Raw genomic sequence first — 20,690 nt, forward strand, 5'->3', positions numbered from 1 at the left:
CATGCCCACCAATTACCATGCAGCCGACGATCTGACGGATCATTCGACGGACATCCCTCAGGTAGGGTTGGCCATCATCACCGGGTCGGCAAACTGGGGGCTTGCCTTCCCGGAAGATGTCGAATTCGATGGTGTGCGCACCTTGCGGCGCGACATGAGTTTTGAAACACCTTTCGGTCGCACCGACAACTGGAAGCTGCTCGAATTCGATGCGTCGATCACAGCGGAAGGGAGAGCAAAACGCGCGCTGTGCATGTATTCGCACGGCAATCCCCGCGACCGTATCGACCATTCCTGCCATCGCCGCGCGTTCTGGGTATTGATGCGGGCGGGTGTACGGCAAGTTCTCGCCTGCTCGACTGTAGGCGCCGTCAACAAGGCGATCCAGCCGGGCGACATGGTGGTGACCGCCGATATCATTGAACTGACGCAGACCCCGTTTTCACTGCTTCCTGACCGTCAGAGCTTTGACTGTTCGGGCAAGCAAATCGTGTGTCCAAGATGTGCGGCGGTTCTGGTCGAAACGGCCCGCCGTCATTGGCCAGCCGAATGCCGCGTTTATGGCATCGAACAGCAGTTGGTGGCTGCCCATTGTTATGGGCCCCGGCTGACAACGCCTGCCGAAGCCTTGGCATATCGGGGCATGGGGGCGGATGTACTCAACCATTCCATCGCCCCTGAGGCGACCTTGTCGCGCGAGATCGGCGCGTGTTTCGTGCCTTGCGCGTTCGTGACGGCGGGCTTCAACGACTATATGGATCGCAATCGCCAGAAATTGCTGCAGGAGGACGTGCTGCCCAGTCTCTCCATGACAGCCTCGCGGGTCGCGCTGGAGACCGCCGCGCGACTTCCCGCTGATCCAGAATGCTCCTGTCACGGCTTGAAGTCGCCTCAGCCGAAAGAACGCTCCAGCCGGTTCTGAGATAACCCGCCAGATAGCTGAGGCTCTGCCGCCGACCAAAGATCCCGAGGGCGCTGCATTAGTCGGCGGGAATGAGCACAGAGCGCCATTTGCTGACAATCATGGCGCTTCACCATTGCGGTCGTTCTCGCTACGACCTGATGCGGACCCGAAGCGGATGGTCGTTTGATCCGGTTAAACTCAACGCGCCACCCGACCACGTGCGCCATCTCGAGACGTTCGCGAAAACCTCCACGTCGGTCGCGACTCGACCATGGAGCGGAAGTACAGGCGAAGTACTGTTTCGTTCGAGATGGCCTGGTTCAATCTCCAGCATCCTCCTCCTGCCAAACTGGCCGGAGCGAATGCCGGCCGCGAGCGAGTGGCCTTTGAGCGTAGCTCAGAGCGTCTTGCTCATCATCAGGATCGGAACCGGAGCGCCGCCACGGTCATCGACGAATTTCTCGGCGGGTTGGTAGCCGCAGGCTCGATAGAGCGGCTCTCCTGCCATCGTGGCTGCCAGATCGGCACGGCGGAAGCCCTCAGCCTTAGCGGCACGTTCACACAGCGAAAGGATAAGGCGGCCGACGCCTCGCCGGACAAAGTCCGGATGCGTATACATGGCTCTGATACGCGCCGCGTCCGTGGCTGGATCAAGCAGTGCCGCGTTGCGTCCCGGTGACTGATCACCACCATACATGGTCGTGCGCCGGCTCCAGCCACCGCAGCCTGCCAGGACGCCCTCGTGCTCCACGACGAAATAGGTGCCATCATCGACAAGCTGCGTGTCCAGCCCCATGATTGCGCGGCTGGATCGGATCTGGTCATCGTCGAGAAACGGTTTCTGGAGTTCGGAGATCGCTGCATCCATGAGCGCAATCATGGAGGCGAGGTCCTCGCGTCGCGCTATCCGGTGCCGAAAGTCTTCACTGGCCATGTTCAAGCACGCCATGAGGCGAAACAAACGCACGATATGGCGAATTTCGTTCCGTCAGAAGACCAAAATATTCGCTGCTGCGGCAGCCTTGGGACGCCTGTCGACAGCAGGCCGAAGGTATAACCAATGACAGTCATTCTGGCAGACCCGCCATGCGATAACCTTCCACGATATGCCGGCGCACGTCTTCGGCTGGGAATGGCTGCGAATCCGACCAGTGCCGGATAGTGAAGTGCGGATTGCTTATCATGAACATTTTCGCCTCCCAGCGCGCTTCCTCCAAACGGCCAAGTTGCGCAAGGCTTGCTGCAAGCAGGCGTCGTGAAGTCGTGCGATAGGTTTCGGGCCTGCGCAGCGTTTGGATCGCCGATTCGTAGTCGCCCAGGGCATATTGGGCCTGGCCCAACATCCAGTAATACCAACCGGGCGGGTGAGGGTTGAGTCGCAGTGCCCTGCGGACCTGCTCTATGGCTTCGGCAGGTTGGCCCTTTTCCGTCGTCAACTCGGCCTGCATTGCCCAGGCGTCGGCGTGGTTGGGGTCCAACTCGTGGGCAGCATCGAATTCGGCATCCGATTCCACCCAGCGACTCTCATGTCCAAGTATGACGCCCAATACCCATCTGTTCCCGGCGTCGTTCGGGTCGAGTTCGACCGCCAGCTGTGCTTCGGCGAGCGCTCTTGCGCGGTTGGGGTCCATCGGTTCGTCCCAGAACTCCCAGCCCAGCCAGAGGTTGAGTGCCAGCCAACGGTGCGCCTCCGCGTATTCCGGGTCGAGCGCGATTGCCCGGTCTAGCAGCAAAATGGCCTCTTTCGCGGTGAGCGCGGTTTGCAAGCCAAGGGCCCGGGCACGCACACAGAGATCATAGGCCTCCAGGTTGCTCGGTCTGTTGCGCGCCGGCGCGGTGGTCAGGCGTCCAACCAGAGCCTCGACAATCTTGCCGGTCACCTCGTCCTGAACGGCGAAGATATCTTCTAGGCTCCGGTCGAATCTTTCGGCCCAAAGGTGGTCACCCGCGATCGCGTCGATCAGTTGGGCGTTGATACGCACCCGTCCAGCGGCCCGCCGTGCACTACCTTCAAGAAGATGGCGAACTCCCAGTTCTCGCGCGATGCGACGCACATCCACGTGCCTGCCTTTGTATGCAAATGCCGAGTTGCTGGCGATGACGAACAACTCGCTTGTCCTCGACAGATCCGTGATCAAGTCTTCGGTGAGGCCATCGACAAATGCCTCCTGCTCCGGATCATTGCTCATGTTCGTAAAGGGGAGGACGGCAATGGAGGGCTTGGCGGGGAGCTGCAGAGGCGCTTTCTCCGCGAACCCGCCATCGTCCGATGCGGTCGACAGCCGGATCCGGTAGACAGACACTGGTTCGGTGACGTTCTTGATCGCTTGCGGACCAAGTTCGTCGAAGCCGCAATCGAGCTTCCGCTTGACTTGGTCGTAGACGCTGCCGGACACACAGACGTCTCCTGCCCCGGCCATTGCCTGGAGCCGCACTGCGACAATGACGCCGTCGCCGAACAGATCGCCGTCCTCGACAACGACATCGCCCAGATTGATGCCGATATGCAGGTAGATTCTCCGGTCGGCGGTCACACCCTCGTTTGCGGCCGCCATCCGCTTCTGAAGGTCCACGGCGCATGACACGGCGTTCACCGCGCTTCCGAACTCGACCAGAACGCCATCACCCATCAGTTTCACAATACGGCCATGACGGTCGCGGACGAGTGGTTCGAGGATTTCCTTCCTCCTCCTCCTTAAAGCGGCCAACGTTCCTTGCTCGTCCTGGTCCAGAAGTCGACTGTAGCCCACCACGTCGGCAGCCAATATGGCGGCAAGGCGGCGTTGGGCGCGTTCTTCGGCCATTTCGCGTTGCTTTCATTGAAAGCAGAAAAGCGAATTTTATGCCGCCCATTTCAAAAGTCTATCAGGTTGACTTCGAGGCTCGATCGCCAAGCAGCTACATAGGGTGATCGCGCCTGTCGATTGTCCCCACTGGGGCCACGACTTGGGCTTGGGGCTCGTCTTGGAGAAGGTCAGCAAGGGGTCAGTGCCGAGTGCCGCGAATGTCGGCTATCGGGCAGTGAAATGGGCCGACGAAGGGCAGCTCAGGGTCAGATCGCGTCATGCGACGCTCGCAACTGATCGACTGCAAGGGTCGGAACTCGGTCGTCTTAGAGTGATTTGGGTTTTGGCGGCTAGAGCGACCCGGCATGAGGTGGTCCGGACTGTGAACGAGGGGGTCGGCAGAGCGCGTCTCATAGGGGGCCACAAGCCAGTGCCCCGCCGCCGACAAACACCGGCGGGCGGGTGCCTCGGGGACACGATGGTAGATTGCCAATGCGTTCGCGGGTGTGGCCTTAAGTCGCAAACTATTGGCTTCAGAAGCAGGGCGTCGGGCTTCATTGACGGTGCTACCAACACCATATAGTCCGTAGCCCTCCCAAACGAGAGAAGCTCGCCCCGACGGGTCGCACTGCGGCCGTCAGCCGGCAATTGCTGTGAACTAGGAAACCATCATGCCTGAAAATATCAGACTAACTTCGAGAGACGTCCCTCTCATTCAGCTAGGCCTCTATCAGTGCCGCTTCCCGGTGAGCGAAGACCCGTCAGTACCCGGCGGCTATCGTTTTTGTGCTGGGCCAACTTCGCCGGATCGCGTCTACTGCGATCACCACCACCACATTGTGACCGCCGTGGACCCTCGTCGAGCCCGTTCGGGTCTCCACCTCGCTCAACGACGCGCCGCGTAAGTCTGGCTGGCGGCGGCCTCCCGGCCAGGCGCTATGCGCTCCAATGGCTACGACCTTTCCGTCGGCTCGGTCTGGCCCATCCTCCCTTATGCCGTCTTCGCCGATGTCTCCCCCTTCGCCCGATTGAGAACGACGACTTCTCGCCGAAGCGATCGCTTCGGAATGCCGTCGTAGCCCGACCCGAAGCTCAGTGAGCTTTTGTAGAGGTCGAGGGTCCAATCCAACGTCTGGACTCCACTGGAGTGCCTGCACTCGAGAGCGATTGGCTCTCCGGCAGCCGATAAGGACCCAAATTTAAGCGCCACTTGCCGCCATTCATCGTTTGGCCAGTGAACTGTCGCTTTCGATGCACAGCGGTCGTTCCTGGCAACGCGCGCCGTTCGCGCGCTGGCGAGCAGCGGCCCTCGCCTTTCTTTGCACAGGGGTGTTCTATGGCTGCCCGAGAGGCTTCGCCTCCCCCGTCTCGCATTCCGACAATCGCACAGGTTTGGCGAGTTTCGCCAGCGCCTCGGGCTTGGCGCAAGCCGGAAAGCCGGCGAGCGGCATTGTTTCAATAAACCGGCTGCGCTCTTTAGTGCTCAAGCCCACTTCATTAATCATGCTCTCGACGGTCAGGTCCGGGTACTGCTTGAGAGTTTCCCTAACCGAAGCATTCGCCTCATCCATTCGACCCAGAGCCGCAAGGGAGCTGCTAAGCACCACCCACTTCCACTTGTCGTAGTTGTTAGGCGTCATGCGCTCCAGCATCTTCAACGCGTCCTCATATCGGCCGGCCATAAAATAGGCAGGGGCGAAGAAGTTGGACGTCCACATCGGGTAGTTCGGGTCGAGCCGCATTACTTGGTCGACCATCTGAGCGCCGCGTTCGGGTTCATTGAAGCGTGCCGCAAAGCCGGTATAGAATGTCAGGATTTCGGACGAACCGGGAGCTAGACGAAGGGCCGTGTCCAGCTCAGCCTTGGCGCGGGCGTTGTCGCCCTTCTGGCTGAGGCTCATACCAAACACGGCGTGTGCCTCAGCGTCACTTGGATCGAGCCGCACCGCGCGTTCGGCCACATCGGCAGCCGCCTTGATCTCGCTCTCGGGATTGATACCGAAGCCAGCCAATATACCATGAGCATGATAAAGTTCTACCCAGGCCCGGGCCAGCCCGGGGTCCAGCTCAACGGCGCGGTTGAGAAGCGCGATGGCCTCCTCCTCATCCGCTATGGTGATCTTTTCAATCTTCTCGGTCCCGAGCAGATAATAATCATAAGCATTCAGGTTTTCAGGTCGTTTACGTTTGGCCGCGGCCCGCCCGGCCGCCTGAATCAACCCTACGCCGCCGCCCAGACGGTTGGTGACTTGCTCTGCGATCTCGGTCTGGACGGCGAAAACGTCCTCAGCAGGCCGGTCCCAACGATCCGACCAAAGATGGTTGCCGGTTTGTGCATCGATCAACTGCGCGGTGACCCGCACCCGCCCATTTTGCCGCTGGATAGAGCCTTCTAGTACGAAGCCGACATGGAGCGCACTTGCTACCTGGCGGGCATCCACCGGCTTGCCTTTGTAAACTTCCGTCGAATTCCGGGCCACGACCTCAAGTTCGGGAAACCGCGCGAGGTCGGTTATGATATCCTCAGTCAAGCCATCGGCCAAACGCCCGGTGGCCTCGTCGCCGCCATAATTATTGAAGGGCAGCACCGCGACCGATGGCTTGGCCCCCAGCGGCGCGGGCTGAAAGAACCACCAGGTCCCTCCACCCGCCAGAGCCAGCACGACGATGGCCGCTGCAGTCGTCCTGGTCCAGCGCGGCATCGCCTTGCGTAAGGTCCAACGCACCCGCTTGCCATCGAGCCTCAGTCGGTACATCCGCACGGGGCGGCTGATGTTCTTGACCTGCTGCTCGCCGGCGAAATCGAGGGGCAAATCAAGCTTGCCCTGCAGATGGTCAAAGGCCGTGCCCGATACGATCACGCCGCCCGGCTCAGCGAGTTGCTGCAACCGCGCGGCGACATTGACGCCGTCGCCATAGACATCGCCGTCAACCAGCGCAACGTCGCCCAGATTGACCCCGATGCGGAACACGATGCGCTCAGGCTCTGGCAGACCTTCATTGCGCGCGGCCGCCGCGCTTTGGATTTCCGCTGCGCAGGCGACTGCGTCGACCACGCTTTCGAAGGCGACAAGCGCGCCATCGCCCATCAACTTGACGACGCGGCCATGGTGCTGGGAGATGGCGGGGTCGAACACCTCGGAACGAACGGTTTTCAATCGCTCAATGGTTCCGGCCTCATCGGCCTCCATCGCTTTCGAGTAGCCAACCATATCGGCCGCCAGGATCGCCAGCAGCTTCCGATTGAGAGGGGGAACCGCCATATGCGCCTCTTTATGGCACAACCCTACACCCATGGAAGCGTCGGAGCCAGAACGCGCCGTTGGCCGCGCGGTGAATGACCGCTCGTCAGCCGTTCCTGACTTTCGACCGGGTGCGGATGAACGTCTTCAACGGGTCAACTTGCGTCGTCAGGGCTCTCGGCGTCAAAGGTCCGAGAGGGTTCGAAGTCGGTCGTTCAGAGTGATTGCGTTTTGACTCCAGAGCGCCGCGCGTCATTGGACGCGCAAAGGACGCTATAACACTTTGAATTTTGCATGATCCTTTCCGAACCGGAGGTCAGCGCAGCAAAACCATGCCGGTTTCCGGGGGTCATGCCCTAAGGCAGCCTGAACCGGTATTCCGTCACGTGATGGTAGATCTGGCCCGGCCACAGCGTGGCTTGCGGGAAATAGGGCCGGTTGGGCGCATCCGGCCAGATTTGCGGCTCCAGGCAAAAGCCCGAAAACGCCTTGTATTGACGCCCGCCCAGTCCAGGCGAGGACGGTGCCAGATACTGGCCGGTATAGAGCTGGACGCCCGGCTCGGTGGTCCAGAGTTCCATCTCGACGCCGGAATTCGCGCCTTGCGCCCACGACGCCTGCTTCAGCGGCCCACGCGTCGAGGCGAGGCAGAAATTCTGGTCGTAAGGGAGCTGCTCGCCCTCGGTCTCCATGCGCAGCGGCCGCGCCTGGCGAAAATCGAAAGGTGTGCCGTCAACCGGCTTGACCGTGCCTGTCGGGATCAGATCGGCGTCGACAGGAAGATAAGCGCCGGCATTCAGCATCAGCCGGTGGTCGAGAATGTCGCCGGCGCCGCCGTCGTCCAGGTTGAAATAGGAATGCTGGGTGAGGTTGCAGAGCGTCGGCTCCTCGCAGGTGGCGGTCAGTTCGACGCTGAGCGTGCCGGGGATCTTCAGCCGGTAGGTGCAGGTCACGTCGAGCGCGCCGGGAAAGCCCATCGTGCCGTCCGGGTCGTGCAATGTCAGCGTGACAAAATCCCTGCCATGCAGCGAAACCGCCCAGGCACGGCGCGAAAAACCTTGCGAACCGCCATGCAGCGTGTGCTTTTCGAGGAAATTGCGCTCGGTCTGGTAGCGTTTGCCGGCAAGCGTGAAGCGGCCGTCGCGGATACGGTTGGCATAGCGCCCGACGACAGTGCCGAAGAAGGCGGTATCCGTCTCATAGTGCTCGAAACGATCATAGCCGAGCACCAGCGGTGCGTCGTGCCCGGCCAGGTGCAGATCCTGGATGATCGCACCCAGGCCGATGATGTTGGCGGTGAGGCCGCCGCCACGAATGGTGAAACGGCGGACTTCCTCGCCCGCCTGCGTCGTGCCGAAAACCTCGCCGTCCTTCATCGCCATGCTCGCAAGTTCGTTGCTCGACGCCAGCCCGGCCTTTCGAAGCGGCTCAGGGTTCTTTTTCGGTATTACCGCATGAGGCTTCTAGAGACCAAGTCCGCCGATGCAGACATATTTGGTGTCGAGATAGTCCTCGATGCCCTGATGGCCGCCTTCCTTGCCGAGGCCCGATTCCTTGACGCCGCCGAACGGCGCTTCAGGGGTAGTGATGAGCCCTTCATTGACGCCGACCATGCCGTATTTGAGCCCTTCCATGACCCGGAAGGCGCGGCCGAGATCGCCGGTGTAGAAGTAGCAGGCCAGGCCGAACTCGGTGTCGTTGGCGAGTGCTACGGCCTCTTCCTCGGTCTCGAACTTGAATACCGGCGCTACCGGGCCAAAGATCTCTTCCTTCATGAAGCGCATCCTCGGCGTCGCATTGGCGATCACCGTCGGCTGGAAGAACGAGCCGCCGAGCGCGTGGCGCTTGCCGCCGGCGACGACCTTGCCGCCCTTGGCGGTAGCGTCGGCAATCAACTCCTCGACCTTCTCCACCGCCTTTTCGTCGATCAGCGGCCCCTGCTGGACGCCGTCTTCGAGGCCGGAACCGACCTTCAGCCCGTTGCTCGCAGCAGCCAACTTTTCGACAAACTGGTCGTAGATGCCGGCCTGCACCAGGAAGCGGTTGGTGCAGACGCAGGTCTGGCCGGAATTGCGGTACTTGGCGGTGATGGCGCCGGCGACGGCCCGCTTGATGTCGGCGTCGTCGAAGACGATGAACGGCGCATTGCCACCGAGCTCCATCGACACTTTCTTGACGGTCACCGACGACTTCTGGATCAGGATCTTGCCGACCTCCGTCGAGCCGGTGAAGGTGATCTTCTTGACCAGCGGGTTGGCACAGATCTCGTCGCCGATCTCACCGGCAGCGCCGGTCAGGATATTGATTACGCCTTTGGGGAAGCCGACTTCCTCGGCAAGCGCGCCCCAGGCAAGGCCGGAATAAGGCGTCTGCGACGCCGGCTTGACCACGGCGGTACAGCCGGCGGCAAGTGCTGGGCCGAGCTTGCGGGCCAGCATCGAGGACGGGAAATTCCATGGCGTGATGGCGGCGATGACGCCGACCGGTTCCTTGGTCACCAGGATACGGCGGTCCGCCCAGGGCGACGGCACGACGTCGCCATAGGTGCGGCGGCCTTCTTCGGCGAACCACAATATGTAGGACGCGGCCGAGCCGATCTCGCCCTTCGATTCGAACAGCGACTTGCCCTGTTCGATGGTCAGCAGTTCGGCCAGCACGTCCTGATTGTCCATCATCGCGTCGTGCAGCTTGCGCAACAGCTTCGAGCGTTCGAGCGCGGTGGTCTTGCGCCATGTCTGGAAGGCCGCGTCGGCGGCTTCGATGGCGCGGCGGGTCTCGGCCTTGCCCGACTTCGGCACGGTGCCGATCTTGAGGCCGGTGGCAGGATTGTTGACGTCGACCGTCTGGCCTGAATCGGCCTGCACCCATTCGCCATTGATGAGATTGGCCTGCCGCATGAAATGGCTGGTTTTCTGAAGCATGATCTCGCCTCCGTTCGGCACCTGGCGGGCCGGTCGCTGATTTCGTGAATGGACGTGCGCGATAGCATCGCTAGAGCCACTGCTCTTAGCCCAGGGCAAGCCCCGCAAGCAATCACAAGATGGCATATAGGGTTTGGGCCAGCCAAAGCGAGAGGCGATGCAGCCGGGTTCTCATCCAAAAACCCGGGCTCTTATCCAAAAACCCGAGTTCTTATCCAAAAACATGGACGACCACTGTTAGCCAAAACGCAGTGGTCACGACCGCACAGGCGGTGGCGATGGTCATCTGGTTCGACGCCAGCGCCTGGCCGGTGTTGAACTGCACCGCGATGAGATAGGAATTGATGCCGGACGGCAACGCCGCAACCATGACCGCCACCTTGGCCGTCAATGGCGGCAGGCCGATCAGCCAGACCAGGCCGAGAACCAGCGCCGGCATTAGGAACAGTTTCAGCGCCGACAGCGCCAGCGCCGGCCTTACATTGCCGGAAATGCCGAAACGGCGCAGGCTGAGCCCCATGGCGAACAGCGCCACCGGGGCGGCCGTGCCGGCCAGCGCGTCGCTCAGCCGCGTCGCAAGCACCGGCAGCGGCGCACCGGTGAAGCGCCACGCCAGCCCGGCCAGTATGCCTATGATCAGCGGATTGATGAATACCCGCCTGAGAAAGCTCCTGACGACGCGGAGCGGATGCACAGGCTCGCTGCCGCCGCGGCCGAACATCTCGAAAAGGATGATCGAGGCCATCATCATCACTGGCAGGTGAATGGAGACGAGCAGTGACAGCACTTCGAACCCGGCCGGCCCGAACACGCCGATGATGAAGGGCGCGCCGAGCAGGACGACGTTGGAGTAGGACGACGATACGCCGCCGACGACGCCGGCGCGGGCGTCTCGTCCGAAAATGCGCGTAATAACCAGATGGCCGGTGGCCCAGGTGAGCGCGACCGCCGCGAAATAAGCGCCCCATAGCGACCACGGCGCCACGCCGTGGAAATCGGCCTTTACCATGGTCTGGAACAGCAAAAGCGGCATTGCCACGTTGATGGCGAATTCGGATACGCCCTCGCCGCTCGCCGGCTTCAAATAGCCGGTCAACCCGGCAAGATAGCCGAGCCCGACGAGACTGAAGACGAAGAGGACGGTTTCGGTAAGCGGAGACATTTTTCCCGTGATAGGCGAGCCCCGGCGGCGGCGCAATCGCCCTTCCCGGCCAACAATCCGGCCGCTCGGATCTTGCCCGAATTTGCTCATGGTTGGATGCCGGCGCTATACAGAGTTGTCGGGGGACACGCGGCGAATGGGCCTTGTCGGAAATCAGCACTTCTTCAAGCAGGCGTGGCTGACGGTTTTCGTCGCCGCCCTGCTCTGCCTAGTCACGACCTTGCTTCGCGCGGAGCCGGCGAGCCTCAAGGGCGTGGCGCTGATTGTCGGCCAGTCGAAATACCAGCACATAGCGGCTCTTCCCAACCCCGCCAACGACGCCCGCGACATCACCAAGATGCTGACCGATCTCGGCTTCGACGCGCGCAGCGTCACCGACCGCGACACGGCAAAGCTGAAGCGCGACCTCGAGCGTTTCGCCGAGGATGCAGAGGACGCCGACGTCGCCTTGATCTACTATTCCGGCCACGGCATCGAGGCCGGCGGCGACAACTATCTGGTGCCGGTCGACGCCGACGTTTCTTCATTGAAGGACGCCGATCAGGCCCTGGTGCCGATCTCCGCCGTCATGGACGAATTGAACACGACCGTGCCGGTAACGATCATGCTGCTCGATGCCTGCCGCACCAACCCGTTTCCGGCGGATGCGGTGCTGCGCCGGGCGCCGACGGCCTCGGCCTCGCCGATTGGCGCCGGCGGCCTGGAGCCGGTGCGCGGCGCCAGGGCACTGGCAAACGCGACCGCGACGGAAAATCTCGGAACGGTGATCGGCTTTGCCGCCGAGCCGGGGCGGCCGGCACTCGATGGCATCGTCGGCGAAAACAGCCCCTACGCAGCGGCACTTCTGCGCCATCTCGCGGCGATGAAGGGCACCGAATTCGGCTCGGTCATGCGCATGGTGACAGAGGAGGTCTATCTCGACACCAAGGCCAAGCAGCGGCCATGGGTCAATGAAAGCCTGCGCCGGCTGCTCTACTTCGGCGCAGCACCGCAGGAACCGACCGGCGACGACGGCCTGATCACCGGCGAGCGGCGGCAATTGCTGCTGACGATCGCCGAGTTGCCTGACCCCAAGCGGGCACAGGTCGAACTGGCCTCGCTGCAGGACGGCGTGCCGCTCGACGCGCTTTATGGCGTGTTGAAGGCGCTCGGCACCGAAAAGATGCCGGAGGACCCCACCGACCTGCAAAAGCTGCTCGACGCCCAGGCCGAGCGCCTGAAGAAGATGATCTCCGAGCGCGACGCGCTGCGCACCGACGACCCCGAGATCAGCCGCCTCGTCGCCTCGGCCGACAAGGCGATCGGCCAGGGCGCCATCGTCACCGCGCGCAACTTCCTCGACTAGGCGGTGGGCCGGGTCGAGCAGGCCAGCGGCGTGGTCGATCGGGCAGAGGATCTGGTCAGACAGAAGCGTCTTGCCGACGCGGCGATCTATGCCAGGCGCGCCGACGCTTCGGCGCTGGTCTTCGACTATCTGTCGGCCGCCAACGATTACGGCAAGGCCTTCTCGCTGGTCGAGAAATGGGACGACAGGCTGCGCTGGAACTACAAGAACCAGGAGGCGGAAGCGCTTAACGCGCATGGCAACGCCACCGGCGACAGGCAAGCGCTGCAGCGCGCCATCGACGCCTACCGCGTCATCCTGAACTTCATCCCCAATGGCGAGCAGAACCGCGACTGGGCGATCACCCGCAACAACATGGCTGTGGTGCTGCAGACGATCGGCGAGCGCGAGCGCGAAACCGACCGGCTGGAAGAGGCAACGAAAATCTTTCGCGATTCGCTTGCCGTGTTCGAGCGCGAGAAGGACGACATCAACTGGGCCGCGGCCCAGAACAACCTGGCCAATGTGCTGTTGAAGATCGGCGAACGCGAGAGCGACCCGAAACGCTTGAACGAGGCGGTGGTGGCGATGCGCGCCACGCTGGAGAAGCGGCCGCGCGACAAAGTCCCGCTGGACTGGGCCGCCTCGCAAAGCAACCTTGGCCTTGCGCTTTACGCGCTTTCGGAGCGCGAACCGGGAGACGAGCGCCTGACCGAGGCCGAGGCCGCCTACCGGCTGGCGCTTGAAGAATACACGCGCGAAAAGGCGCCCGTTCAGTGGGCGATGGTCCAGCACAATCTCGGCAATACGCTGGTGTCTCTCGGCACGCAACGCAACGACAAGGCAAAAATCGACGAGGCAGCCGCGGCATTCCGCGCCGCGCTCGAAATCCGCACCCGCGACACCTTCCCCCTCTCCTGGGCGAGCAGCCGTCTCAATCTGGGTAACGCGTTGAGCAGTGCTGCCCGTTTCGATCTCGGCACCGGCCTGCTCGAAGAGGCGGCTGCCGCCTATGGCGACGCGCTGACCATATTCACACGCCAGCGCTTTCCGACGGATTGGGCTTCAGCGGAGAACAATCTCGGCTCGATCTACCAGACGCTCGGCCAGCGCACGCGCGATCCTGCCAGGCTTGAGCAATCGGCCGCTGCATACCGGGCGGCACAGCGCGTCTATACCAAAAAGGAGTTTCCGCTCGACTGGGCGATGACCCACTACAATCTCGGCAACACGCTGCAACTGCTCGGCGGCGTGACCGACAAGCCGGTGCACTACGAGGAGGCGATCGAGGCCTATCGCGATGCACTTCGCGAATACAAGCGCGAGACGACGCCGCGGCAATGGGCACTGGCGCAGGCTGGTCTAGGCTCGGCGCTGCAATGGCTGAGCATGAGCGAGGCCGATCCCGGCAAACTGGCCGGATCGATCGCCGCGCGCCGGGCGGCGCTGGAGGTACTGACCTTCGAAACCGCGCCCGTCGATTGGGCAAACGCGCAGAACGGCATCGGCATGAGCCTGATCAATCTCGGCAATCTCGAACGCACCGGCAAATATCTGGACGAAGCCGAAGCCGCCTTCGAGGCAACGCTCAAGCTCTTCACTCGCGAAAGCCAGCCGATGCAATGGGCCTTCGAGCAGAACAATCTCGGCGACGTCCACTGGAACCGCGGCAGCTATGGCGGTGGGAATGCCGAATACCAAAAGGCGATCGAATTCTTCGAGAACGCCAAGCAGGGCTTTACCGAAGCCGGCTACACACTCCCCATCCCCCTGACCGACCGCAAGATCGATCTGGTGAAGAAGCAGATAGCGAAGAAATAGGCTTTTCGGCCGCAGGTTGCACTCGGCTTGTCTTTCAGCCGGCTTTGCCATCCCTATATGCCGGTCACCGGGGCCCGCCTGCCGGTCACCCGAAAAGGATGTCCGATGCTTCGATTTGTGCTGGCGCTGCTGTTGCTTGCCGTTTCCGCCACAGCCCATGCGACGGAAGCCGGCTGGGCGCTGCTGCGCGACGGCGGGCATGTGGTCCTGCTCCGCCATGCCATGGTCACCGGCACCACCGATGCGGCCAATTTCGACCTCGGCAAATGTGCAACCCAGGTCAATCTCTCGGAGCGCGGCAAGCAGCAGGCACGCAAGATCGGCGCGCTGTTTGGCGCCCGCGCGGCACCGGTCGAGCGCGTGCTGTCCAGCCGCTATTGCCGCTGCCTCGAGACCGCCCGCATCGCTTTCGAAAGCGAGCCGGAGCCGTTCGCACCGCTTGACCTGCTGAAGACCGACGAAAAGGAGAAGGCCGCCCAGATCGCTGCGATCCTGGCCGAGATCCGCGGCTATTCCGGCTCCGACAATCTGGTCATGGTCACGCATCTCGAAGACATCAAGGAATTGACCGGCATCTCGCCGCGCGAAGGCGAAGCCGTGGTCGTCGCGCCGCAGGGCGACGGCCTGCGGGTACTCGGCCGCGTTACCTTCTGACCGGGCCGGTCGCTCCTCGCGTCGAGCGAGATAGGTGTTGCCGAAATGCCACTGCCACGAGAAGCCGTGGTTGGATTCCGATCTCATCTTGCTCTGCCTGGGCAGCAATCCCATCTGCGCCCGGCGTATCAGGCCTTTTCCTGCCCGGAAAAACCGATTAGACAGCCCAAAACACATGCGGACAGATTCCGCCCGCAATCGAAGGAAAAGCCCTTGTCCACCACGTTCGACAAAGTCGCCAAGATCATCGCCGACACCAGCGAGATCGACATCGAGACGATCACGCCCGAAAGCCACACCATCGACGATCTCGGCATCGACAGCCTCGACTTCCTCGACATCGTCTTTGCCATCGACAAGGAATTCGGCATCAAGGTGCCGTTGGAAAAGTGGACGCAGGAGGTCAACGACGGCAAGGCCTCGACCGACGACTATTTCGTCATGAAGAACCTGTGCGCCAAGATCGACGCGCTCGTCGCCGCCAAGAACGCCATCTAAGCACAGCGCTTGACGCGCCCTCACCCACAACAGCCGCCCATGAACCCCCGCGACGTCGTCATATCAGGCATCGGCCTTGTCTCGTCACTGGGCGAGGGTCCGGATGCGCATTGGCAAAAGCTCGTCCAGCCGCGCCTTGAGCCGGTTCTGGAGGCCTCGCGCTTCTCGCCCTATACGGTCCACCCGCTGCCGGAGATCGACTGGAACCTGCAGATCGCCAAGCGTGGCGACCAGCGGCAGATGGAGATCTGGCAGAGGCTCGGCACCTACGCGGCCGGCCTTGCGCTCGACGATGCCGGCATCAAGGGCAATGACGAACTCTGCGCGACCATGGACATGGTGGTGGCCGCCGGCGGCGGCGAGCGCGACGAGGCGGTCGACGCGGCCATTCTCGCAGCATCGGAAAGCCGCAATGACCGCGACGTGCTGCTCAACGAGAAGCTGACCACGGAATTGCGCCCGACGCTGTTTCTGGCACAGCTCTCCAACCTGCTCGCCGGCAACATCTCGATCGTCCACAAGGTGACGGGATCGTCGCGCACCTTCATGGGCGAGGAAGGCGCCGGCGTCGCCGCTGTCGAGACGGCGGCCGCGCGCATCCGCTCCGGCCAGTCGACGCATATACTGGTCGGCGGCGCTTTCCAGACCGAACACTCCGACATGCTGCTCGGCTATGAACTGGCCGGCTACCTGCATCGCGGTCCGTGGACGCCGGTCTGGCAAAGGCAAGGTGCCGAGGGCGGCGGCGTGGTGACCGGATCCGGCGGCGCGTTTCTCGTCCTGGAGCAGCGCGAGCATGCGGAAAGCCGTGGCCGGAAGATCTATGCGGAACTCGGCCCGATCCTGTCCGGCCGTGCCAGGCGCCGGCGGGGCGAACTCGACGGTGAGATCGCCGCGCTGCTGAAGCAAGCGGCATTGCCGGACGGCGAACTGCTGGCGATCTCCGGCGCTTCGGGCGCCCATGCCGCGACCGCCGCCGAGAAATCGGCGCTCGACGCCAATCCGGCGATCGCCGCACGCGGCTTTTCGACGTTGACCGGCCACATGAAGGAAGCGCAGTTCCCCTTTGCCGTTGCGCTGGCGGCCCTGGCTGTCGACCGCAAGGCCGCCTACCCTGTCTTCGACGCCACAGTCGAAAAACCGTTTGCCGGTGTCCCGAAGACCGTCCTTGCAACGGCAATCGGCTATCACCAATTCGAGGGCATGGCGCTGATCAAAGCCGCCTAGAGCATCGGACCGAAACGTGTGGCGCGGTTTTCGGGCGATCCGACGCTCCAAGAGAAACAGGTTTTTGGACAACAAATGGCCAATCTGAACGACCATATGGGCAGGCCCATCGTCGCCGTCACCGGCATCGGCGTGGTGACGTCGCTCGGTGTCGGCAAAGCCGACAATTGGGCGGCACTTACGTCAGGCAAATCCGGCATCCATCCGATCACCCGCTTCCCGGTCGATCATCTCAACACCCGCATCTCCGGCATGGTCGATTTCCTGCCGTCGAGTTCCAAGGGCGCCAGTCTCCTCACCTATGAGCTTGCCGAAACCGCCGCCCAGGAAGCGATGTCGGAGGCCGGCCTCGATGCCGGCGATTTCGGCGGACCGCTGTTCCTCGCTTCGCCGCCGGTCGAGCTCGACTGGAGCGAGCGCTTTTCGCTCTACAATTTCGACACGCCCAATAATTCAGACAGGCACGACACCGGTGCCGAGAGGCTGCTGCGGGTAGCGCGCGGCCTCAGGGAACTCGACATCTTCGAGACCACCCAGTTCGGCTCGATTGCCGACCGGCTTGCCGACCGTTTCGGCACACGCGGCCTGCCGATCACGCTGTCGACAGCCTGCGCTTCGGGCGCCACCGCGATCCAGCTCGGCGTCGAGGCGATCCGCCGCGGCGAATGCGACAGGGCGCTGTCGATCGGCGCCGATGGCTCGGCGACCGCCGAGGCGCTGATCCGCTTCTCGCTTCTATCGGCGCTCTCCACCCATAACGACATCCCTGAAAAGGCCTCAAAACCCTTCTCCAAGGATCGCGACGGCTTCGTGCTCGCCGAAGGCTCGGGCGCCCTTGTGCTGGAGTCGCTGGAGGCAGCACTTACCCGCGGCGCCACCGTTCTCGGCATATTGCGCGGCTGCGGCGAAAAGGCCGACGACTTCCATCGCACCCGCTCCAAGCCGGACGGTTCGCCGGCGATCGCGGCGGTGCGCGCCGCTCTTGCCGATGCCGGCTTGAGTGAGAACGGGATCGATTATGTCAACGCCCATGGCACCTCGACGCCCGAAAACGACAAGATGGAGCATTTGTCGCTGTCGACGGTGTTCGGCGAGCGGATCTCGTCAATGCCGGTCTCGTCGAATAAGTCGATGATCGGCCACACCCTATCGGCTGCCGGTGCCGTCGAGGCCGCATTTTCGCTGATGACGATGCGCGAAAGCGTCATTCCGCCGACCATCAACTACGACAATCCCGACCCGGCAATCGTGCTCGACGTGGTGCCGAACACCAAGCGCAACGCCGAGGTCGGCACGGTCCTGTCGAACTCCTTCGGCTTCGGCGGCCAGAACACCTGCCTTGTCATGGCGCGGGAACCGGTCTAAGCGACCTTTTTCAGCCAGACTGAACCGACAGGCACCATGCGCGCATTGCAACTTATCGAGGACCGCCGCCTTGAAACGGTGGACCTGCCGCCCCCGCCGCAACCTGCGCTCGGCGAGGTGACGCTGCGCATCAAGGCCGTGGCGCTGAACCACATCGACGTCTGGGGCTGGCGCGGCATGGCTTTTGCCAAGCGCAAGCTGCCGCTGGTCGTCGGCGCCGAGGCTTCCGGCGAGGTCGAGGCGGTCGGCCCCGGCGTTTCCAGCCTTGTGCCCGGGCAATTGGTGTCGATCTATGGCGCCCGCACTTGCGGTCTTTGCCGCGCCTGCCGCGAAGGCCGCGACAATCTCTGCGAGCATGTTTCGGGCGTGCACGGCTTCCATCTCGACGGCTTTGCGCAGGAAAAGATCAACCTGCCGGCGCGCCTTCTGGTCCCAGCTCCGCCCGGCGTGAGCGAAATCGGCGCGGCGGTGGCGCCTGTCACCTTCGGCACGGTCGAGCACATGCTGTTCGACAATGCCCGGCTGCAGCCCGGCGAGACGATACTGGTCCATGCCGGCGGCTCCGGCATCGGCTCCGCCGCGATTCAGCTGGCCAAGAAGATGGGCTGCACGGTCATCACCACCGTCGGCTCGAACGACAAGATCGACAAGGCCAAGGCGCTCGGCGCCGACCACGTCATCAATTACCGCGACGACCGCTTCGAAGGCGTCGTGCGCAAGCTGACCAAGAAGAAGGGCGTCGACGTGGTGTTCGAGCATGTCGGCGCCGACACATTTGCCGCCTCGATGCTGTGCCTCAAACGCGGCGGTCGGCTGGTCACCTGCGGCTCGACCTCCGGCGTGTCGACGCAGATCAATTTGATGCAGTTGTTCCAGCAGCAGCTGAAGCTGCTAGGCTCGTTCGGCTGCCGCATGGAAAACATGGCCGACGCCATGCAGAAGATGGCGGCGGGCCTGGTCGCGCCGGTGATCGACACCGAGGTTGGCTTCGACGGCATCGATGCGGCGCTGAAACGCATGGAAGGCCGCGACGTCTTCGGCAAGATCATCCTGCGCGTCGGCTGAGAATGATCGGCAACGCCTTCAGGAAGATCCGCAGGGACCTGGGATTCCGCTATGGCAGGCGGCTTCGCCAGTTCAACTACTGGCTGGTCGCGCGGGTCGCGATGTTCATCATCTCAGCGCTGCGCCTGCTGCCGCCCGACAGCGCGCTCAATTTCGCCGACCGCGCTGCCCGCCGCATCGGCCCCTGGGTAGCGCGCCATCAGGTTGCCGTCGACAATCTGCGCAAGGCCTATCCGGAAAAGAGCGATGCCGAGATCGAGGCGATCGCTTCCGACATGTGGGGCAACATGGCCCGCCTGGCCGCCGAATACATCTTTCTCGATGCTTTGTTCGACTACGATCCCGCTGCGACGAAGCCGGGCCGTGTCGAGGTCAAGGGCGTGGAGCATTTCGTGCGCATCGCGGGCGAGGATAAGCCGCATATCGTCTTCACCGGGCATCTCGGCAATTTCGAGCTGCTGCCGGTGGCGGCGGCGACCTTCGGCATGAACATCACGGCGCTGTTTCGCCCGCCCAACAACCCTTATCTCGCCGATTACATCCTCTCGACCCGCCGCTCGAGCATGGGATCGCTGCTGCCGTCTTCGACCGGTGCCTCGTTTGCGCTTGCGGCCATCCTGGAGAAAGGCGGCAATATCGGCGTGCTGGTCGACCAGAAATTCACCGGCGGGCTCGAGACGACATTCTTCGGCCGCCCCTGCGAGAGCAACCGGGTCCTCGGCACCCTGGCGCGGCACTACGATTGCGATGTCTACCCGGCGCGCTGCGTGCGCCTGCCGAACAACCGTTTCCGGCTCGAGATCGAGGACAAGCTCACCTTGCCGCGCACCGCCGGCGGCAGTGTCGACGTCCGCGCCACCACCCAGCTCCTCAACGACGTGGTCGAGCGCTGGGTGCGCGAAGACCCCGGCCAGTGGATGTGGTTCCACAAGCGCTGGGAGATCAGCGGCCGCAAAAAGCGTCGGCCGGCGACAGTGCGCGACAAAGCCGCCTGAGCGGAACGATCTTTTTGGGCACCGGCCCCTATTTTGTTCTTGCTTTGTGCCGGCAGCTATGCTACTAATTTTGGTATGGTGCTATTTGGCCCCGACGAACCCGCCGCTCCGGCGGGTTTTTTATTGCGGGCCGAGGAGCAGGCCCTAATTCGTCACGAGGATCCGCGTATTGCCGAAGCCGGCTTTGCGCACCATCGAATAGAAAGCGGCGGCGTTGCTGGGGTGGAGGCGCACACAGCCATGCGATGCCGGGCGCCCCAATTGCCGGATCGCGCCGGTGCCGTGGATGGCATAGCCGCCGCGGAAGAACACCGAATAGGGCATCGGCGACATGTCGTATTTGCGCGAATACCACATCCGGGCCGTCCGCTGTGGCCGGTAACTGCCGCGCGGCGTGATGTAGCCTTTGCGGGCGGTGGAAACGCTCCACCGGTAATACGAAAGCCCGTATCTTACCGTCATCGTCTGTGAGGATATGTCGATGTTCGCGACCAGGCTGGCCGCCCGGCTCTCGAACGACGAACCGAACAGCATCGCCATCAATGCCGCTGCCATGAGAACAGTGTTTTTCATGCAATCAAACCCCTTTGATGCCCCTTGCCTGCCTGCCCTCGCGCTGTTCTCCAGCGTTTTGATGGCAAGCCAGCGAGCTAACACCCACTCCCTGACGATTTCACCAATCCAAAGCAGCGAATTTGAACGATTTCCCGCAATAGTTGCCGTAAC

The 20,690-nt window shown here is 62.7% G+C and carries 16 protein-coding genes; 9 read left to right on the plus strand and 7 right to left on the minus strand.

Annotation, left to right across the window (positions count from 1 at the left end; translation table 11 throughout):
• Position 1: 1 nt before the first annotated feature.
• The gene (locus tag NKJ55_RS23605; protein WP_023676454.1) at positions 2 to 922 is read left to right on the plus strand and encodes a phosphorylase family protein; all 921 of its coding nucleotides are present in this window, start codon (positions 2 to 4) and stop codon (positions 920 to 922) included.
• A gap of 379 nt (positions 923 to 1,301) precedes the next feature.
• Here NKJ55_RS23605 and NKJ55_RS23610 read toward each other — a convergent pair whose 3' ends face one another.
• The 6 genes from NKJ55_RS23610 to NKJ55_RS23640 form a co-directional block, all read right to left on the minus strand.
• A complete protein-coding gene (locus tag NKJ55_RS23610; protein ID WP_352451965.1) occupies positions 1,302 to 1,784 on the minus strand; it encodes a GNAT family N-acetyltransferase in 483 nt (160 codons plus the stop codon).
• A gap of 187 nt (positions 1,785 to 1,971) precedes the next feature.
• Entirely contained in the window at positions 1,972 to 3,708 is a 1,737-nt protein-coding gene (locus tag NKJ55_RS23615) for an adenylate/guanylate cyclase domain-containing protein (protein WP_352451966.1), read from the minus strand.
• A 1,316-nt stretch (positions 3,709 to 5,024) separates the two neighbouring features.
• Positions 5,025 to 6,953 (minus strand): adenylate/guanylate cyclase domain-containing protein, encoded by a 1,929-nt coding sequence (locus NKJ55_RS23625; RefSeq protein ID WP_352451967.1) that lies wholly within the window; start codon positions 6,951 to 6,953, stop codon positions 5,025 to 5,027.
• 335 nt (positions 6,954 to 7,288) lie between these two features.
• Positions 7,289 to 8,314 carry an aldose epimerase family protein gene (locus NKJ55_RS23630; protein WP_352451968.1) on the minus strand — a complete coding sequence of 342 codons (1,026 nt, stop codon included), beginning with the start codon at positions 8,312 to 8,314 and terminating at the stop codon, positions 7,289 to 7,291.
• 81 nt (positions 8,315 to 8,395) lie between these two features.
• On the minus strand, positions 8,396 to 9,853 hold the full coding sequence (locus NKJ55_RS23635; protein WP_352451969.1) for an NAD-dependent succinate-semialdehyde dehydrogenase: 1,458 nt from the start codon (positions 9,851 to 9,853) through the stop codon (positions 8,396 to 8,398).
• Between the two features lie 211 nt (positions 9,854 to 10,064).
• Positions 10,065 to 11,015, minus strand: a complete 951-nt coding sequence (locus tag NKJ55_RS23640) for an AEC family transporter (protein ID WP_352451970.1) — start codon at positions 11,013 to 11,015, stop codon at positions 10,065 to 10,067.
• A 136-nt stretch (positions 11,016 to 11,151) separates the two neighbouring features.
• On the opposite strand from NKJ55_RS23640, the gene NKJ55_RS23645 reads away from it, so the two are divergent.
• The 8 genes from NKJ55_RS23645 (at position 11,152) to NKJ55_RS23680 (ending at position 19,964) form a co-directional block, all read left to right on the plus strand.
• Positions 11,152 to 12,360 carry a caspase family protein gene (locus NKJ55_RS23645; protein ID WP_352451971.1) on the plus strand — a complete coding sequence of 403 codons (1,209 nt, stop codon included), beginning with the start codon at positions 11,152 to 11,154 and terminating at the stop codon, positions 12,358 to 12,360.
• A 3-nt stretch (positions 12,361 to 12,363) separates the two neighbouring features.
• A complete protein-coding gene (locus NKJ55_RS23650) occupies positions 12,364 to 14,160 on the plus strand; it encodes a tetratricopeptide repeat protein (protein ID WP_352451972.1) in 1,797 nt (598 codons plus the stop codon).
• 105 nt (positions 14,161 to 14,265) lie between these two features.
• Positions 14,266 to 14,814 carry a histidine phosphatase family protein gene (locus NKJ55_RS23655; RefSeq protein WP_352451973.1) on the plus strand — a complete coding sequence of 183 codons (549 nt, stop codon included), beginning with the start codon at positions 14,266 to 14,268 and terminating at the stop codon, positions 14,812 to 14,814.
• Between the two features lie 213 nt (positions 14,815 to 15,027).
• Positions 15,028 to 15,312 (plus strand): acyl carrier protein, encoded by a 285-nt coding sequence (locus tag NKJ55_RS23660; RefSeq protein WP_023676462.1) that lies wholly within the window; start codon positions 15,028 to 15,030, stop codon positions 15,310 to 15,312.
• A 39-nt stretch (positions 15,313 to 15,351) separates the two neighbouring features.
• Positions 15,352 to 16,539 (plus strand): beta-ketoacyl-ACP synthase, encoded by a 1,188-nt coding sequence (locus NKJ55_RS23665; RefSeq protein ID WP_352451974.1) that lies wholly within the window; start codon positions 15,352 to 15,354, stop codon positions 16,537 to 16,539.
• Positions 16,540 to 16,614: 75 nt separating this feature from the next.
• A complete protein-coding gene (locus NKJ55_RS23670) occupies positions 16,615 to 17,904 on the plus strand; it encodes a beta-ketoacyl-ACP synthase (protein ID WP_352451975.1) in 1,290 nt (429 codons plus the stop codon).
• Between the two features lie 36 nt (positions 17,905 to 17,940).
• Positions 17,941 to 18,969, plus strand: coding sequence for a zinc-binding dehydrogenase (locus NKJ55_RS23675; protein ID WP_352451976.1), 1,029 nt, complete (start codon positions 17,941 to 17,943; stop codon positions 18,967 to 18,969).
• Between the two features lie 2 nt (positions 18,970 to 18,971).
• Positions 18,972 to 19,964 carry a lipid A biosynthesis lauroyl acyltransferase gene (locus NKJ55_RS23680; protein WP_352451977.1) on the plus strand — a complete coding sequence of 331 codons (993 nt, stop codon included), beginning with the start codon at positions 18,972 to 18,974 and terminating at the stop codon, positions 19,962 to 19,964.
• A 144-nt stretch (positions 19,965 to 20,108) separates the two neighbouring features.
• On the opposite strand, the gene NKJ55_RS23685 is transcribed toward NKJ55_RS23680, so the two are convergent.
• Positions 20,109 to 20,537: a L,D-transpeptidase gene (locus NKJ55_RS23685; RefSeq protein ID WP_023676467.1), complete on the minus strand. Its 429-nt coding sequence runs from the start codon at positions 20,535 to 20,537 to the stop codon at positions 20,109 to 20,111.
• Positions 20,538 to 20,690 lie beyond the last annotated feature (153 nt).

Source organism: Mesorhizobium sp. M0106, from assembly GCF_040322715.1.
Taxonomy (GTDB): Bacteria; Pseudomonadota; Alphaproteobacteria; order Rhizobiales; family Rhizobiaceae; genus Mesorhizobium.

What these genes read in the sequence shown, in the direction of transcription:
- NKJ55_RS23605 (WP_023676454.1), top strand. Translation starts at nt 2, where the DNA reads ATGCCCACCAATTACCATGCAGCCGACGATCTGACGGATCATTCGACG.
- NKJ55_RS23610 (WP_352451965.1), bottom strand. Translation starts at nt 1,784, where the DNA reads ATGATTGCGCTCATGGATGCAGCGATCTCCGAACTCCAGAAACCGTTT.
- NKJ55_RS23615 (WP_352451966.1), bottom strand. Translation starts at nt 3,708, where the DNA reads ATGGCCGAAGAACGCGCCCAACGCCGCCTTGCCGCCATATTGGCTGCC.
- NKJ55_RS23625 (WP_352451967.1), bottom strand. Translation starts at nt 6,953, where the DNA reads ATGGCGGTTCCCCCTCTCAATCGGAAGCTGCTGGCGATCCTGGCGGCC.
- NKJ55_RS23630 (WP_352451968.1), bottom strand. Translation starts at nt 8,314, where the DNA reads ATGGCGATGAAGGACGGCGAGGTTTTCGGCACGACGCAGGCGGGCGAG.
- NKJ55_RS23635 (WP_352451969.1), bottom strand. Translation starts at nt 9,853, where the DNA reads ATGCTTCAGAAAACCAGCCATTTCATGCGGCAGGCCAATCTCATCAAT.
- NKJ55_RS23640 (WP_352451970.1), bottom strand. Translation starts at nt 11,015, where the DNA reads ATGTCTCCGCTTACCGAAACCGTCCTCTTCGTCTTCAGTCTCGTCGGG.
- NKJ55_RS23645 (WP_352451971.1), top strand. Translation starts at nt 11,152, where the DNA reads ATGGGCCTTGTCGGAAATCAGCACTTCTTCAAGCAGGCGTGGCTGACG.
- NKJ55_RS23655 (WP_352451973.1), top strand. Translation starts at nt 14,266, where the DNA reads ATGCTTCGATTTGTGCTGGCGCTGCTGTTGCTTGCCGTTTCCGCCACA.
- NKJ55_RS23665 (WP_352451974.1), top strand. Translation starts at nt 15,352, where the DNA reads ATGAACCCCCGCGACGTCGTCATATCAGGCATCGGCCTTGTCTCGTCA.
- NKJ55_RS23670 (WP_352451975.1), top strand. Translation starts at nt 16,615, where the DNA reads ATGGCCAATCTGAACGACCATATGGGCAGGCCCATCGTCGCCGTCACC.
- NKJ55_RS23675 (WP_352451976.1), top strand. Translation starts at nt 17,941, where the DNA reads ATGCGCGCATTGCAACTTATCGAGGACCGCCGCCTTGAAACGGTGGAC.
- NKJ55_RS23680 (WP_352451977.1), top strand. Translation starts at nt 18,972, where the DNA reads ATGATCGGCAACGCCTTCAGGAAGATCCGCAGGGACCTGGGATTCCGC.
- NKJ55_RS23685 (WP_023676467.1), bottom strand. Translation starts at nt 20,537, where the DNA reads ATGAAAAACACTGTTCTCATGGCAGCGGCATTGATGGCGATGCTGTTC.